Annotated in this window: 20 protein-coding genes; 3 read left to right on the top strand and 17 right to left on the bottom strand. The window is 41.8% G+C overall.

Annotated features, from left to right (window positions below; all coding sequences use genetic code 11):
* The coding region (locus WBM49_RS13225; RefSeq protein ID WP_424372521.1) for an N-acetylmuramoyl-L-alanine amidase family protein at window positions 1-660 on the top strand (660 nt) is incomplete at its 5' end.
* Between the two features lie 11 nt (window positions 661-671).
* Here WBM49_RS13225 and WBM49_RS13230 read toward each other — a convergent pair.
* The 6 genes from WBM49_RS13230 to WBM49_RS13255 form a co-directional block, all read right to left on the bottom strand.
* The gene (locus WBM49_RS13230) at window positions 672-1376 is read right to left on the bottom strand and encodes a TIGR04283 family arsenosugar biosynthesis glycosyltransferase (protein ID WP_424372522.1); all 705 of its coding nucleotides are present in this window, start codon (window positions 1374-1376) and stop codon (window positions 672-674) included.
* Window positions 1363-2079, bottom strand: a complete 717-nt coding sequence (locus WBM49_RS13235) for a DUF547 domain-containing protein (RefSeq protein ID WP_424372523.1) — start codon at window positions 2077-2079, stop codon at window positions 1363-1365. Before WBM49_RS13235 ends, WBM49_RS13230 begins: the two co-directional genes overlap by 14 nt.
* An 89-nt stretch (window positions 2080-2168) precedes the next feature.
* A complete protein-coding gene (gene arsM, locus WBM49_RS13240; RefSeq protein ID WP_424372524.1) occupies window positions 2169-3134 on the bottom strand; it encodes an arsenosugar biosynthesis arsenite methyltransferase ArsM in 966 nt (321 codons plus the stop codon).
* Window positions 3131-3946 carry a purine-nucleoside phosphorylase gene (locus tag WBM49_RS13245; RefSeq protein WP_424372525.1) on the bottom strand — a complete coding sequence of 272 codons (816 nt, stop codon included), beginning with the start codon at window positions 3944-3946 and terminating at the stop codon, window positions 3131-3133. Before WBM49_RS13245 ends, arsM begins: the two co-directional genes overlap by 4 nt.
* Window positions 3943-4563: a TIGR04282 family arsenosugar biosynthesis glycosyltransferase gene (locus WBM49_RS13250; protein ID WP_424372526.1), complete on the bottom strand. Its 621-nt coding sequence runs from the start codon at window positions 4561-4563 to the stop codon at window positions 3943-3945. Before WBM49_RS13250 ends, WBM49_RS13245 begins: the two co-directional genes overlap by 4 nt.
* Before the next feature lie 9 nt (window positions 4564-4572).
* On the bottom strand, window positions 4573-5040 hold the full coding sequence (locus WBM49_RS13255) for a rhodanese-like domain-containing protein (protein WP_424372527.1): 468 nt from the start codon (window positions 5038-5040) through the stop codon (window positions 4573-4575).
* 221 nt (window positions 5041-5261) lie between these two features.
* On the opposite strand from WBM49_RS13255, the gene WBM49_RS13260 reads away from it, so the two are divergent.
* Both WBM49_RS13260 and WBM49_RS13265 read left to right on the top strand, forming a co-directional pair.
* Complete coding sequence (locus WBM49_RS13260; protein ID WP_424372528.1) at window positions 5262-6734, top strand: glycoside hydrolase family 32 protein; 1473 nt, start codon at window positions 5262-5264, stop codon at window positions 6732-6734.
* 99 nt (window positions 6735-6833) lie between these two features.
* A complete protein-coding gene (locus tag WBM49_RS13265; RefSeq protein WP_424372529.1) occupies window positions 6834-7538 on the top strand; it encodes a hypothetical protein in 705 nt (234 codons plus the stop codon).
* A 64-nt stretch (window positions 7539-7602) separates the two neighbouring features.
* Here WBM49_RS13265 and WBM49_RS13270 read toward each other — a convergent pair whose 3' ends face one another.
* The 11 genes from WBM49_RS13270 to WBM49_RS13320 form a co-directional block, all read right to left on the bottom strand.
* A complete protein-coding gene (locus tag WBM49_RS13270) occupies window positions 7603-9225 on the bottom strand; it encodes an amidohydrolase (protein ID WP_424372530.1) in 1623 nt (540 codons plus the stop codon).
* A gap of 120 nt (window positions 9226-9345) precedes the next feature.
* Window positions 9346-9906, bottom strand: a complete 561-nt coding sequence (locus WBM49_RS13275) for a methyltransferase family protein (protein WP_424372531.1) — start codon at window positions 9904-9906, stop codon at window positions 9346-9348.
* Window positions 9907-9915: 9 nt separating this feature from the next.
* Complete coding sequence (locus WBM49_RS13280) at window positions 9916-10761, bottom strand: alpha/beta hydrolase (protein ID WP_424372532.1); 846 nt, start codon at window positions 10759-10761, stop codon at window positions 9916-9918.
* A 6-nt stretch (window positions 10762-10767) separates the two neighbouring features.
* Window positions 10768-10893, bottom strand: coding sequence for a hypothetical protein (locus tag WBM49_RS13285; RefSeq protein WP_424372533.1), 126 nt, complete (start codon window positions 10891-10893; stop codon window positions 10768-10770).
* 36 nt (window positions 10894-10929) lie between these two features.
* Window positions 10930-11136 (bottom strand): hypothetical protein, encoded by a 207-nt coding sequence (locus WBM49_RS13290; RefSeq protein ID WP_424372534.1) that lies wholly within the window; start codon window positions 11134-11136, stop codon window positions 10930-10932.
* Window positions 11137-11154: 18 nt separating this feature from the next.
* The gene (locus WBM49_RS13295) at window positions 11155-11697 is read right to left on the bottom strand and encodes a DUF4287 domain-containing protein (RefSeq protein ID WP_424372535.1); all 543 of its coding nucleotides are present in this window, start codon (window positions 11695-11697) and stop codon (window positions 11155-11157) included.
* Window positions 11698-11757: 60 nt separating this feature from the next.
* Window positions 11758-12621 carry a hypothetical protein gene (locus WBM49_RS13300; RefSeq protein ID WP_424372536.1) on the bottom strand — a complete coding sequence of 288 codons (864 nt, stop codon included), beginning with the start codon at window positions 12619-12621 and terminating at the stop codon, window positions 11758-11760.
* Between the two features lie 7 nt (window positions 12622-12628).
* Window positions 12629-12994: a fructose 1,6-bisphosphatase gene (locus WBM49_RS13305; RefSeq protein ID WP_424372537.1), complete on the bottom strand. Its 366-nt coding sequence runs from the start codon at window positions 12992-12994 to the stop codon at window positions 12629-12631.
* Between the two features lie 585 nt (window positions 12995-13579).
* Window positions 13580-13834, bottom strand: coding sequence for a CBU_0592 family membrane protein (locus WBM49_RS13310; protein WP_424372538.1), 255 nt, complete (start codon window positions 13832-13834; stop codon window positions 13580-13582).
* Window positions 13835-13906: 72 nt separating this feature from the next.
* Complete coding sequence (locus WBM49_RS13315; RefSeq protein WP_424372539.1) at window positions 13907-14644, bottom strand: ion transporter; 738 nt, start codon at window positions 14642-14644, stop codon at window positions 13907-13909.
* A gap of 184 nt (window positions 14645-14828) precedes the next feature.
* Window positions 14829-15257, bottom strand: a complete 429-nt coding sequence (locus tag WBM49_RS13320; RefSeq protein WP_424372540.1) for a DUF1801 domain-containing protein — start codon at window positions 15255-15257, stop codon at window positions 14829-14831.
* Between the last annotated feature and the right edge of the window lie 197 nt (window positions 15258-15454).

Here is a 15454-nt window from a genome sequence, read left to right on the forward strand (position 1 = left end):
TATTATTTGATATCGGGCCACGGAGGTCCGGATCCCGGGGCTATTGAGACCTATGAGGATGTTACCATAGCAGAAGACGAATACGCCTATGATGTTACCTTGAGACTAGCGAAGGAATTACTGGCCCATGGAGCCAGGGTCTATATTATTGTGCGAGATGAGAACGACGGGATCCGTAATAAAAGGACGCTCGAAATAGACAGGGATGAGGTAGTGTATCCTGATAAAAAGATCCCGCTAAAACAATTAGACCGACTTAAACAGCGAGTGGAAGTTGTTAATGCGTTGTACCTCGAAAATAAAGGGGCCTATCAACGATTGCTGGTTACCCATGTGGATAGCAGAAGCAAAGGACAGAACATTGATGTTTTCTTTTATCACCATGAAAAAAGTAAGAACGGCAAACGTCTGGCTGAAAATATTCATAATACCTTTCTGGCCAAATACAAGGAATATCAACCAAACCGAAACTACGAAGGCACCTTTTCGGACCGCAGTACTCTATACCTGGTAAAGAATACCTTACCTGCCATGGCGTATATAGAGATTGGAAATTTGAAGAGTAAAAAGGACCAACGCAGAATTTTGGATCCGGACAATCGCCAGGCGCTCGCCAAATGGATAACCGAAGGGGTTCTTGCAGATTTCGAAAGCCAGTAAGCAGTAAATTATTACTTTATATGCCTGCTGTAGTAGGCATACAAAGAATCTGGGGAGGCCCCCATAAACTTTTTAATATGCACCACGGCAAAATGGAATTGTAAACGCACAGTCCCGTTCTCTTGATATTTTCGTGCTGAGGTGATCACCTTCTGAGGCAGTACCCTGAAGTTGGCCTTGCGGTAGATTCGTCCTATAAACTCATTATCTTCATAGATCTTGTATGCCTCATTAAAACTACCAAGGGAGGTGAATAAACTACGGGAAATAAAAAGAGACTGATCTCCTCCGCGGCATATTGGCATATTTAAACGGGTGAACCATGAAAAAAAGGCGAGAAATTTGTTTGGAGAACTAAATTTCAAACGAAAACAGCCAGCTTCATTCCCGGAGGAAATAGCATTCATGATTAATTGGTCAAAATGATTTGGGGGAAATGTATCTACATGCAAAAAATAGAGAATTTCACCGCTGGCTTTTTTGGCACCGGCATTCATTTGGATCGCACGGCCCCTTTCGGATTCAATCAGGGAGATTTTGTGTTTTTTGGCAATGGCAAGGGTATTGTCAGTGCTTCCCCCATCGGAAACAATTATTTCCAATTCCTGATAATTGGCCGCTTTAGCCTGAAGATAAGGTAATAATTGCTCCAGGGCCTCTTCTTCATTCAATACGGGAATGATGATGCTGATCTTTGGCAGATTATTTTTCTTCATTGAGTCGCCAGTCATAGGGTAGATAGGTGATCTTGGCATCATTCATCAGAGTGACCTTTGTATATGGTTGGAGATATGTTATTAAACTTCTTTTCTCCATAAAATCACCCTTATACCATTTAAAAATGGCAGATAACTCCAGCCTGTTTGCGGTTATCTTATTCTTGCTGCTATCATTTATAAAGTTGACGGTTACCGCTTTTAGTTGCTTTTCCATCTTCGCCGGGGTATATGCTTCATTAAGCAGTTTCGGGCAAGAATAGGAGGCACAATTGATGGCAAAATGAATGCGGGGTTCGTTCATTTTTCTTAGGATCTTGTGTTCCAGATCTCCTAAAGAAATGGAATCCTTTCCTATCCGCAAGCGTTTCTTACCCCAGGGTCTGTTAATATCCTTAATACTTTCTAGGGGATAGTTTTCCAGAATAAGGGCTATGGTCCCTGCATTGTACAAATTGATATAATAGGCCAGTTTCTCATGCTGCGACCAGGAATCTGAAGGAGTAAATTTTCCCAGATAAGCTATATACTTCTTAAGTTCGGCCTCTTGATTTTTGAACTGCTTATATTTCACATCACCATTGTTGAGAACGTATTCTTGCAACAGTACATTCCATGAATCATGGCGGGGCCTGTCTGTGGTTAGGACATCCTGAGGAGGCTGTATGAAAGTAAAGGCAATCATTAGGATTAAAAACTTCATAAATACTTAGTAGTAAAATACGAGGGAATCTTACAAAAAGTCTCCTATTTTAGATTTAACTAACCTTTGTATTACATGTCATAGGTGTTTTAACAACAACCCCCTCCATCATAATGCCAGCTGCTTTCTGAGATATGGATGTCTTCCGAGACTTTTGCCAGGGCAGCTGCTGTTTTATCGCACACTGCGAGGGGTTGGTTTTGTACCAGAATATGACCTTTTTTATCGTCTATATAAGGTTCACCGCCGTAATAAATAGCTGTTTTACCTGTAAATACGCAGGGACCATCTTCCGGCATAGGGTCCTTGATCGCTGCAATTTCTATAGACTCAATATGGATGAGTTCATCCGTAGGGTAATGGTTGGGAGACAAGACACGGTACGACTTTCTAGCCCGGATTTCAATGGTCCCAAACCCAGCGTCTGTCAATACTTTTACATACTCCTTGATTGGGATACTTCCACTCAAGCACAAGGCTCTTAACCGGTCGTCATTTCGCAAGACCTCATTCATGGGTTGTTCACAAACAGGATCGCTCATTACCAGGCGGCCACGAGGTTTTAAAACCCGATACATTTCTTTTACCGCTTTTTTCAGATCCTCCGCCTTAAAAATATTAAATAAGCAGTTTTGAGCAGCCACATCTATGCTTTCGTCCTCAATAGGCAGGTCTAGTGCACTCCCTTTTTTTAAGGACACAAAGTCGCTATTAAACCATGGATTCTCCTTTTCGGCTATTTTAAAATTTCTTTTGGAAGCTTCCAGCATCTCATCAACCACATCCACCCCAATTACGCCTCCCTCCTGACGGGAGAAGTACGCAAATTGCAATAGTTCCATACCGCCACCTACACCAACATATAATACTTTGGGATTGTTCACAAGGTCGGAAGCCGAAACCGTGCTGCCACAGCCGTAATTCATTTCCTGCATTATGTTTGGAATAGACAGGCCGGGTAGCTGCCAAACCGGGTTGGTGGTGCAACACAAGCCTACATCCGGGGTAAGCGCTGCTTGTTTATACAGATCGTTTGTTGCTTCTAAATAGCTCATAGCGTTTTTATTAATTCGGTGAATAATGTAATCATTTTGGGTTCAGTATTCTCGGCAGTACTGATGATTTCTGCGATGTTTACAGGTTCCAGATTGTCCGGATCACACTCATCCGTTAAGACAGATACTGCGATAACAGGTAGTCGTAAATGATTGGCAATAATTACTTCCGGTACCGTACTCATTCCAACAGCATCGGCCCCAAGGGTTTTAAGCATGCGATATTCGGCCTTGGTTTCGAGTTGTGGACCAACCACAGCTGCATACACTCCTTGTTTGAGGGAAATGTTCTTCTCTATGGCAATTTTCTTAAGGGTCTTACACATTTCAATGTCATAGGGCTTACTCATATCTACAAACCGGTCGCCAAATTCGGCAACATTCTTAAAAGCCAGTGGTGATCCTCCCTGTAGGTTGATGTGATCTTCGATCAGCATAATATCTCCTTTTTTAAAATTGAGATTTATGGCGCCGGCAGCATTTGAAATAAAAAGTTGCGTGATCCCTAATTGTTTCATAACCCTTATAGGATATGTAACATCGTAGAATTCATAGCCTTCGTATAAATGAAAACGTCCTTGCATTACTACTACTTTCTTACCTTCCAGGGTGCCATAAATTAGCTTTCCTGTATGAAATTCTACCGTAGCAAGTGGAAAGAAAGGAATGTTGTGATAATGGGCTATATGTGGGTCTTGAATTTTTTCTACCAGTTTCCCAAGACCGGTTCCCAGAACTATCCCGATTTCAGGGGCTAGAAATCCTTTGCTTTTCAGAAACTCCGTAGATTCATCTAATTGTTTTTGGGTCATATTATATTTTTTAAAAAGGGGTGAAACGCAGGAACGTTGATAATATCCTCAAGGACATCTACGTCATTCTTTGTACTCAGCAAGTAGACACTCTTGTTATTTAGATGGGCCAGGGTGTCTTTGAGCACAGTAGCGGTACCCCAGTTCTTGTTCTTGAAAATAGCGGGTTCATTTTGGGTCATCCCAAGGAGGTAATAGCCTCCATCCTTGGCAGGGCCGATCACTATCTCATTAGATTCTAATTTTGAAAAGGCATTTTTAAGGTCTTCAGTGCTAAGGTCATAAAGATCGCTCCCAATAATCACAATTCTTTTGTAGCCCGCGTTAAATCCGGCAGCGAAGGCATTGGCCATACGCTCTCCTAGATTTGATCCCAGTTGTAGTTTCTTGTGGTAGATCTTGGGGTGCCAGAGATCATCTTCCATGATACTGCTAGAATAATGCACTTCTTTTGTTACTTCAAGGGGTTGAGTAACGGCCACCGTATGCTTCAATAGAAAAATGTAGATGGCCAGGGCGGTTTCGTCGCCAACGGCAGCAGCCAGTCTGGTCTTGCATTTACCCAACTCCGGGTTGCGGGTAAAGATCAGTAATAAATTTTCATCGTCCTGCTCCATTCTCAATCCTTAATCCTGATTTTCTTTCCCATAGACCTTTTCCCCTTTGTTTAACAGGAGTCCCCAGAACTTATTATAAGCATGGACCTCTTGGGTTGGCTGGCCTGCAGTGTCTACAATCTTGTACCCGTCATTGACCCATTTGAACAAGCCGCCTGAAAGGTTTTTAATGTTAGTATAGCCAAGGTCCATTAACTTTTTACCAATTTTTCCGGAGCGAATACCTACAGAGCAATACACCACATAGGTGGCTTCCTTATCCGGGAAATTTTGGTTGAATTCTGTTGAATTGAAATCTTTATACCCAATATAATGCGCGTCGGGAAGATGACTTACGTTAAATTCTTCCGGGCTGCGGGCATCTAATCGATGATAAGATGGGTTAACCGCCAACTCCGTTACGCTGGCCAGGGGTACCTCCTTATGTGTGAGTTTGTCCATTATATTATCGAGCGTTCGCTGTCCAAATACAGGCATAATCACAAGCATTATCCCAAATAAAATAGGTTTATTAAACATGCGGTTAAAGATACTACATTGTAACCTATTGCAGGTAGGCCCGCCACCTTTTCCAATTGGAAAATAAAGGGTAATTTAGAGAAAATATTTATGTCATGAAACGCATCCTGGGCTTTTAATTTTCAGTGTTCCTTCTCCTTTTTGGCGCTTGCAAAGAAACGCCAGAAAGAGCAGAAGAAATGAACAAAGAAATTGGCTTATATCAGGAACCATTCAGACCTCAATATCATTTTTCTCCCCCGGAAAAATGGATGAATGATCCCAACGGATTATTGTACAACCAGGGTATTTATCATTTGTTTTATCAGTATTACCCGGACGATATTGTATGGGGACCTATGCATTGGGGGCATGCAACTAGTGCGGATATGTTGCACTGGGAAAATAAACCCATAGCCTTGTATCCGGATGAGAACGGACTGATTTTTTCAGGAAGTGCCGTGCTGGATGTAGATAATACATCCGGACTGGGAACTCCAGAAAACCCGCCAATAGTCGCTATTTTCACTTACCATGATATGGAAAAGGAAAAGGCCGGCCGAATTGATTTTCAAACGCAGGGGGTAGCCTATAGTCTTGACAACGGAGAGAGTTTTAGTATGTATGCGGGAAATCCGGTGCTACTGAATACAGAATTCAGAGATTTCAGGGATCCTAAAGTTTTTTGGGACGAAAAAACGGAACAGTGGATAATGGCCTTGGTGGCAGGAGATCATCTAAGACTGTACCGCTCAGATAATTTACTCGAATGGACATATATGAGTCGGTTTGGAGAAAAGCAGGGTGCCCATGGTGGGGTATGGGAGTGCCCCGACCTTTTTAAACTGCAGGTTGATGGGACTGAGGAACGAAAATGGGTGCTTTTGATCAGCATTAATCCCGGCGCGCCCAATGGAGGAAGTGGCACCCAATATTTTATAGGCGACTTTGATGGAATATCTTTTAGTTCCGATCAAAAAGAAGAAAAATGGCTCGATTGGGGTACTGATAATTATGCCGGGGTTACTTATAACAATACTCCGGATGGGAGCCGCCTCTTTATAGGCTGGATGAGCAATTGGGCCTACGCCCGGGATACCCCAACCGAGGTATGGCGCAGCGCTATGACATTGCCGCGAAACCTTAGCTTGTCAAAAATTAATGGTTCCTATGAACTGCTGAACTATCCAATCGCAGAGGTGGCAGATGTATTATTAGAAGAAACTACCTTGAGTGTTACTATTCCTGCCGGGGGTATGGAATCTATTGGCCTTGAGAATGGCAGTCAGAGTGAGTACAAGTTTACCACAGCTGCCAGGGATCTGTTGCTCACTTTTAAGAATTCACAGGGAGAACAATTGATTCTTGAGTTGGATGGTTCGGAAAAACTTGTAACCCTGGATCGCTCCGAAAGTGGGCTGGTAGATTTTGAGGAAACATTTGGACGTATCCAGCAGATGCCACTAGACAATCTCCCCGAAGGCTTGGTTGAGATTCGGATTTTTATAGACGCCTCTTCTGTGGAGGTTTTTATCAACAAGGGACAATATGTAATGACCGCACAGGTGTTTCCCATGAATTCTTTTTCGGATCTGGAAATTGTAAATACTGCTACAAAACCTTTAAATATTGCTGATCTAAAGGTAAATAAGGTGTCTGGTGTGTGGGAGTAGGATTGTGATCGTAGGAAAAGTCGCACCAAAATAAATGTTTTTATTTTCTTTAACTTTCTTATTTTTAGTATATTAGGATATAACCAAAACCAAACAAAAATGAAAAAACTTATTACAGGTCTGTGCCTGTTTATGGCCTTGGCCATAAGTGCACAGGAGTCTTATTTTACTAGCTACAATTTTATAGTTGAACCTTCACAGGAAACTGCTGTTGTAAAACTTATCAGTGATTATTTTACTGCTCATAAGACAGAGGGTGTTACGGTCTCCTTATGGGAGAACCATTTTAATGATAGCGGGAATAATTTTACTCATGGTATTGTATTTTCCGGGTCGTTAGATGCTTTAGGCGCACAATATTCCAATGATGGCGGAGCAGAATGGATGTTATTTATGTCACAGATGAACCAGCATATCAAAGATGGATTTAGCTCTGCCATGGGTACCAGGCAGCAAGGTTGGGGAGATATGAGTGGGCAATACCCCATTCAAAATTACTATATAGTACAGGCCGAAAACGGAAGTGCTTTTAAAACGGCTTATTCTAAATATCAGTCGGACGCTATACGCAAAGGCTGGATCAATATGTACGGCAGTTTTACCACGGGAATAGGCCCGGAAGGTGGGTCTCATTGGGCCATTACAGGATATAAAGATTTTAAGAGTGCGTTTGGTGGATCAAATGCCGTGCTTAGTGAAGCCGAGAAATCGGACAGAGATAAAGCATGGAACACTTTTAGAGAAACTAATGGCGGTGTAAAACTGGTCCGTTCAGGGACACGGATCATGCTAGGACAGTGGTAAGGCTTTTTAAAAAAATGAACCCTCCGTTATGGAGGGTTTTTTGTTCTTAACGATATAAAAATGCTTACCTGTCTTCCGTAGTTGTCTCCTTTGAAAGTGTTGGATACTCAATACCAAGTTGTTCCAGGTAACTATCATACTTTTTTTCATTATAGTAATAAGGTTTAAGTAGTGGTTTATACCTCCGCATGATCTCCTCGTTGAGATAGGTCGCCGGACTATCGCTTTCTGAAACCATAGGTACATACTTAATTTCAGTGGCTTGTTCTGTCTTAAAGTAGTCCCAGGCTTGTTTCACAAGTTCCGGTTTTAAAAGCAGGTCTAGCAGCGTCATAGCTTCTACCTTGGCGCCGGCAACCACTCCTTTATGGGCAATGGGTGTGGCCATCGCAATGGCGTTGGACCAGTGGTGACCCTGTAATCCTGGAATATTACTGGGATATCTGAGGGTAATGGTAGGCACCTTCCAGGAGATATCGCCTATATCATCCGAGCCTCCACTAACCGGTTCAACAACCGGTAAGCCAATAGTGTCTAATTTTACGGCCAGGCCTGTAGTATCCTTAGGTGCCCTCACTTCCCTTTGAACGGCCCGGGCAAGGATTTGATCTGCCTCGCTCCATTCCGGGAGTCCCACCTGGGTGATATTCTGATACATGGCCTCTGCCATGGGCTTATTAAAATGTCGGGGCCAGGCGGTGCCTAATATCTTGCTGCTCATGGTGGTGCGTGTCATTAAAGCTGCCCCTTTGGCAATATCATTGGCGTGCTCATACATTTCCATGATCTTGGGGTAGGTGATCTCCCTGAAATAATACCAGATAGAGGCCTTGGAAGGCACCACATTTGGCTGGTCCCCGCCGTTATTAATAACAGAGTGCGAACGTCCCAGGGGATGCAGATGCTCCCTGTTATATTGCCATCCTATATTCATTAACTCCACGGCATCTGCTGCACTCCTGCCGCGCCAGGGAGCACCTGCGGAATGGGCCGATTCTCCTTCAAAGGTGTATTCAACAGAGATCATGCCTGTTCCCCTTGCGGGGCCATAAGACACAGCCATATTGTTTGAAACATGTGTAAAAATACAGACATCCACCGCATCAAAATATCCATCACGTGTGTAATAAGCCTTAGTACCTAGCTGTTCTTCTGCCACCCCTGGCCATATAATGAGCGTGCCGGAGATCTTATCGCGCTTCATCAATTCCTTTACAGCAATGGCGGCAACCACATTAAGCGGGGTGCCACTGTTATGCCCTTCTCCATGGCCCGGAGCCCCTTCCACAATGGGATCATGATAAGCCACACCCGGTTTTTGAGAAGCTTTGGGAATACAATCAATGTCACTTCCGATGGCGATCACCGGACTGCCCGAACCCCATTTGGCCCACCAGGCGGTGGGTACCCCGGAGATACCGTATTCAATAGTAAAACCTTCTTTCTTTAAAATGTCTGTAATGTATTTGGAGGTCTCCACTTCCTGAAATCCCAGCTCCGCGAAACTAAAGACCTTGTCTACCATCACCTGAGCCATTTTGGCACGACCGTCTACTAGTGTCTGAACCTCTGCCTTGAGCTGATTGAGTGTTTCATCCTGCTTAGCCAGTGAATCTTTTGGGGACGCTTGCGCTAAAAAAATAGTAGTACTGAGTAGGGACGCGAAGAGCATGTAGATTTTTTTCATAGTAGTTGTTCTTTGTTAAGTCTTATAAATATACCGGCACGGACGAGTTGTGGTCTTACTGCCAAAAGCTGGTTGCATACCCATACATTTTGACTGTTTTATATGCTATAAAATTTAAATTTAATAAATAAAGGGGATGAGTGCCTTTGTTTTTTTACGATAGTCTGTATAGGCCTCGCCAAAATGCGAAAGCAATGCCTTTTCTTCTATGCTGATACGAATTATAAAGGCTATTAAGGCCATTCCGCCTGCCAGTGCAACAGAAAACCAGTGATTCAAAGAAACTCCAAATCCAATGAATGAAAGAAGGGAGGCGGTGTAGGAGGGGTGGCGTACATATTTGTAGTATCCATCTGTCTTTAAAAGGTGATCTGTTTTTATTGTTACCCGGACTGTAAAGAATTTTCCAAGGCTTCTTATGGCTCCTACGCGCATCAGAATTCCCAGGATAATCAAAACTAGCCCCACATAGCCAACTATGGGATATGGACCTATTGGTGCACTAGAATAGTGTGTGATAAATACAGCCGAAACATTCCCAATAATGATCAATATCCAAATAAGTAACAGGGAGTTTTTGTCAGTTTTTTGCCGGTCTGTTTTCTGTACCCGCAGTAAGCGGATAAAGATCATTTCAGACAAGAACCAGGAGGCGTACACAGCGATAAAAACAGGATTCATTGTGAGATTTTAGTATGTTCTGTGTGTGTTTAAATGCTTTAGAATTGGTGGTAATATGGCGGTGTAGCTAGTTTGCATTAACCAATGTCCCGCATCTATTTCAAGAAAAGTGTACGGCCCTGTAAGATACTGATGGCTCAAGGCAACTCCTTTGGCGCCTATGGCCATATCCGTATTCCCCCATATAAACAACGTTGGAATTTCGATCTCTCCTATCTCTTCGGTGCGCGTTTTTCCAAAATTGGCACGGTAGTAGTTTAAAGCGGCTGTTAACACCTTCTTTTCCTGAAAAGTTTTGATGTAGTCTTCTAATTCTACTTCGCGACTGTGTTTCCAGAGCTTGCGAAATAGCTTAAAGTCATTCTTCCGGATCTTGTATTCGGCGATAAATGGGATAACCAGTAGCTTGATGTAATTACTGCGCTGCTGTTGGTCAGGATCAGTTTGCAGGGCTTGGAAGAATCCTTTTAAATGTGGCACGGACAAGGCCGTATAACTTAGAATCTTGGTGGGAAAGTGATAAGCCAGATACCAGCCAATCACCGCACCCCAGTCGTGCGCAATAAGATGAAATTTATCTTTCCCAATGGCTGTTGCCAGGTCTAAAATATCCTGCCCGAGTTTTTCTATGGTATAGTGCTTTTTACCTTTCGGACAGGCATTTTTGCTATAACCGCGCATATTAGGGGCAAGGCAAAAAAATCCTTTGGGGATAAGGTCGGCCATCAGGGCAGTCCACATTATGGAGGTTTCTGGAAAGCCATGGAGCAATATGACAAGTTCATCCTTTTCGGCCCCGGCCATCCTGCAATCGAATTGGAGCGTTCCCAGATTAATTACTTTAATTATCGCCATGGGAAGTTATTTTAGTTCTAGAGACATCACGTAGTCATAACTTTCGTTGAGATATTTGGCAATGGTGCCCAGATTTGCCCACATTTTTTCAGAGACCAGAGCATCGTATAGCGTAAGTTTACCTAACCACATAACTGCTAGCTAAGGTTGTTAAGTACAACTTTTTTCTCAGGGCTGTATAAACCAATACACATAGCCACAAGAATCACAGACGTAGTTTTGAGCCTCTTTATTGGCCCATTCCATTTTAAAGAAGGTCATGCCCCTGGTATTCATCAGGGTATTTCGCATCCAAAAAGTGTCATTTTTACAAACAGGACATTCCAGGGTATTCCCATCTACTATCCGTTTTTTAGCTTGCGGTTTTTCTTTCAAGGGTTTGTTTTTAACTGGTTATTGCGCTTTTTCATAAGCCTGCTTCAGCCATGAAAGAAGTTCTTTGTCCACATCTTCGGGTTTTTCGAGTCGCACCCTATGCGTGCACATGCTGCCAAAAGGCCCCGAATTTTCTAGTCGGGTTGTGAGGGGTTCCCCCACCAGTTTAAGTCCCAGATCGAGTCGGGTTTTGGTGGCAGGGTTAATCAGGGCAAATTGCTTTTTCCGGATAAAGCTTACCGAAGTCTTTTTGGGAGTGATGGTAACATCATCCCCTAAACCTTCTACGGCTTTTCGCACTCTTTCAAATATTGGAAGCAGATGTTCTTTTCCCTTGTACTGTGCTGTTAAAAGATCGTCTGAGGAAGCTCCCTGATCTTTGGAAAGGTGCACAATGGTATTGGCAAAACCATGGGTAAGTCCGTGCTCGTTTTTTAAAAAATTAACGGCTTCTGAGTGTTTTTGAAAGGATTTAGATCGCAGTATTTTTTGCCAGGCTTCCAGGGACTTACCTGTCTTTTCGGGCATGTTGGCGATCATGCTTTGGAGTGCAGTGTCCATACTACTGGGTTTTGGTTGTTCCCTTAAAAATAGTCCTTTTTTATGGAATAAAATCAGATTCTAGGATGAAGTGCTTTCAAAACTCTCTGCCATCGCAATTTCCAGGAGGTCTTTATCTATGATCTTTTTTTCTTTGGCAGCATCCTTAGCGTCTTTTAGTATTTCAAGATGGGTTGCCATGTACTTGTAATAGAAATTAAAAATAATGTCTTGTAATTTCGCCTTACATCTCAATTCTTTTTTCCCTGAGATGATCAAAGCAACATAGTGATTTACAAATCCCTGTAGATGAATTTGATATTGTTGGAAAGAAACAGACTCTAAATGTTGATCTTCCTTCAGGGCACTCTTTTGAATATGCTCTTGGATGATGTTACAAATCTCAGAGATCTTGGTATTGTCTAACTTCTTAGTCTCGGCATAGCTTGCTATTAAATGATCGGTTTTTCGATCAATAATTAATACCTGTTCAATTACTGCCGATTTTAATTGATTCTGAAGTACTGCCTCATCAGAACCACCTTTGAATCGGGTAAAAATAGTATTTCCGAATTTCCTTAGGCTCCTTATGGGTGTGTTTAATTTATATAGAAATTTCTCTTGCTTTTGTTTTTTGTATTCCTTCATTAGAGAGCTCATCAGAGGAGTGAGCAAAACCGTCATTTCTTCGGGATTGGACCTTATCTCTTTCTTGAGGATGGCATGTAATGAAGGCCCTAAAGAATCTTGTAGCTTTTGTGAATTAATTTCAAGCTTTTTATCAACCAGGGAGTCTATTTGATGAACTGATTTTTTTTGATCTTCCAGGGCTTTTTCCAGAAACTGTACTTTGCTGGCAATATCTTCAAGGGCTTCCTGTTCGCTTGTGAAAAGCAGGCCCTTAAGCATTTCCAGTTTATCTTCCTGTGTTGTTTTGGTGGGCATTTTGCGTCTACTTCGTATTCTTAACCTTTTTTCCAAGTTCAATCAGAAGATCACCTAATTCTGCTGCGTTTAGCTGATTTTTTTCAATGTTTTCGAATCGTTCATCGAGTTTATCTTCCAATTCTGTAATACGGATATTGATATCTGTAGAGACGTCTTCAATAGACATTCTAAGATCTGTACGTACCGCTTCAATAAGGTCTTCCAAAGCCTTTTTCTTGGAAAAAATATCCTTTTTTAAAAGTTCAAATTCGGATTCATAGGCCTGTATATTCTCCCCGAATATGAGGTTTTTGATCAATTCAAGTTTGGAAGCAGTTTCCAGGTCTTTCTTCTTGTTCCCCTCGGTCATGGGGTATTCCTCATTGGTCATAGTATGCGGTTCTTAATAGATCAATAATTGGTTACAATAAATACATTGTGAAGTTTTACCCGGGCACCTTAGCACCTTTAAATAGGTAATGATCCAAATATATGAAAAATTACATCTGTACCCTACAACTTTGGGCTTTCACATGCTTTTCATCGATAAAAGTCCTCATAATGGGCACTAAGAGGCCATTATGAATAGCTGGAATAAAAAAAGTAATTTTGATTAAACAAAAGAGCCCAGTTGTGATGACCAAGGGAATTATAATCATGTTGATTGTTTTTGTTTGTGTCGCCATACTTGGTTGGGGCATCAACAAGTTGGGGAAAGTTCCGGAGGCAAGGAAGCAGCAATTCTTAAAATATTATTTAGTTGGATATGGCATTTTTTTAATTGGCATGTGCATAGAAAGATTTGGGTCCCAAAATTACTTCGATGTTCTAATTATTATAGAAGGTCTTCTGGGCCTTTTCTTGCTACTGGCAGGGATTTATATTTGGAAAATTAGGGACAGTATCTAAACCAACTTCCTGATGGCTTATCGGGCAGTCGTGTTAATCCAAACTAAATAATTCGTCGATCCTATACTTAAATGTCTTTGCCCTCAGTATTTGTAAAATAAGTATACAGGGCATACGCGGACACTAGGGCCCAAACCCCTTCCAAGATGATAAAAGGAAGGTAGTAGATAAGGTATGATGCCAGTCCTGCGAGGGTAGCACCAATTAGATTTAACAAGATAAAGAGCAGGTGTTGGCTATCTAGTCTGGAAGTAACATTCAGAAAATATGCCAGTAAAATAAGGAAGACACCGCAGCTCCCTATCCAGTCTGCCAAGGTCATACGTTTAGTTTTTGGTGAAGCTACAAATAAACGTAGCCGATGGCAGGTTTTTCAAACTAAAGTCTAGCTGCTTTAATTTTCCAAGGAAACTTCAGTATCCTCCCGGTCTTCTTGTATCTCCCGCGCCTTGGACACCGCTGATGATACAAGTCCGGCCGGAACAGTCACGATCCCTACTCCGATGATAAGTACAAAAAAAGTAAAGATTTTTCCGCCCATGGTAATGGGGTACACATCCCCGTAACCCACAGTGGTAAGGGTTACAATGGCCCACCAGAGGCTGTGAAAAATGGAAGAAAAAACCATGGGTTGAGCTTCATTTTCAAAGAAATAGATCCCACAGGAGGTGAGGTAGGTAAAGATGCCGGTGATAATTAAAAAAAGTACAATCTCTTCTTTCATGAGTCGAGCTGCAATATGGATGCGTTGCATGGCCTTGTTATAGCGGATAAGTTTTAAGGCACGAAAGATCCGGAAGATGCGGAAAGCCCTGAGTGCTCTCAGATCAAAGGCTTTCGTAAGGTAAAATGGGAGGATAGCAAAAAGGTCAATAATACCATAAAAACTAAAAATATACTTCAGTGGTTTTTTTGCGATCAGGATTCTCAGCAGGTATTCTGTGGTGAAAATAGCTACACAGAAGACTTCAAAGACGTATAAAAAGGCCGTTACCTCTGGTTCATTATTAGGGAGTGTCTCTACTGCAAAGGCGATCAGTGAGGCTATAATCAAAAACTGAATGGCATAATCAAACATCTTTCCCTGGGGTGTGGAATTATCATCGATAAGAAGCCTTAATTTTTCTTTCATTTTATGTCAAAGGGTTAGCATTAACAATCCAATTTCTTTCGCTAAAATAAGGTCTCTTTTGATAAAAAAAGCATCCTGAAGAAAATTTAGAGACGCGCTATCTATTTGAGGATCCTTGTTGGATAGAGGTATGCACTATTCAGAACAGGGCGGCAGAAAGCAAGCAGGGATAGGTATCTTATTTTTATATTCCCAATCTAGGCAAATGTTTTACTTTATGATAGGTCAGTGCCGCTTTAATACATTTTTTTAAAGCATCCTTTGGAGGCTTGTCTTGAATGCTAAAAACAATCGCCCGATTCCCTTCATATTTAAAGGTGTCTTTAAAAACCAGCTTAAAAGTTTCTACCAGTCTGCTTGTGCATTTAAAGTACAAGGCATAGGTATCAGGCTTTTTTGATTTCCAATCTATTCTGAGCGTACTCCCGCTTTTGGTTAAATAACTGGGTTCGCCCCATTTGAGTGTTTCTTCTAGTTCGGTAATTGCATCAATTTCAGAAGCAGTTTCTATAACCAATTTTCGTAGGGTCATTAACTTATTCCGAATGGAATCGGGATAATTGTTGAAAACCATTTCAACCTCAGGGTTTGTTTTTATTTGTAATTTATTCATTAATTTTCAAATTGCATACAATGGCCCTGGCTATGATTTGCTGTTCATTACGCTCCGAACGAAACGCCTGGGGCATAATGAAATATTGTCTTTGTTAGCGACTGTTTTTCTTTAAATATACTTTATTCCAATCTTCTTGAATAATTTTCGAACCTTTTCCACCTCTGATTTTTCTTTCAACTGCAATAAATCACGAT

Origin of the sequence: Muriicola sp. (assembly GCF_049669965.1) — a bacterium.
GTDB lineage: Bacteria > Bacteroidota > Bacteroidia > Flavobacteriales > Flavobacteriaceae > Muriicola.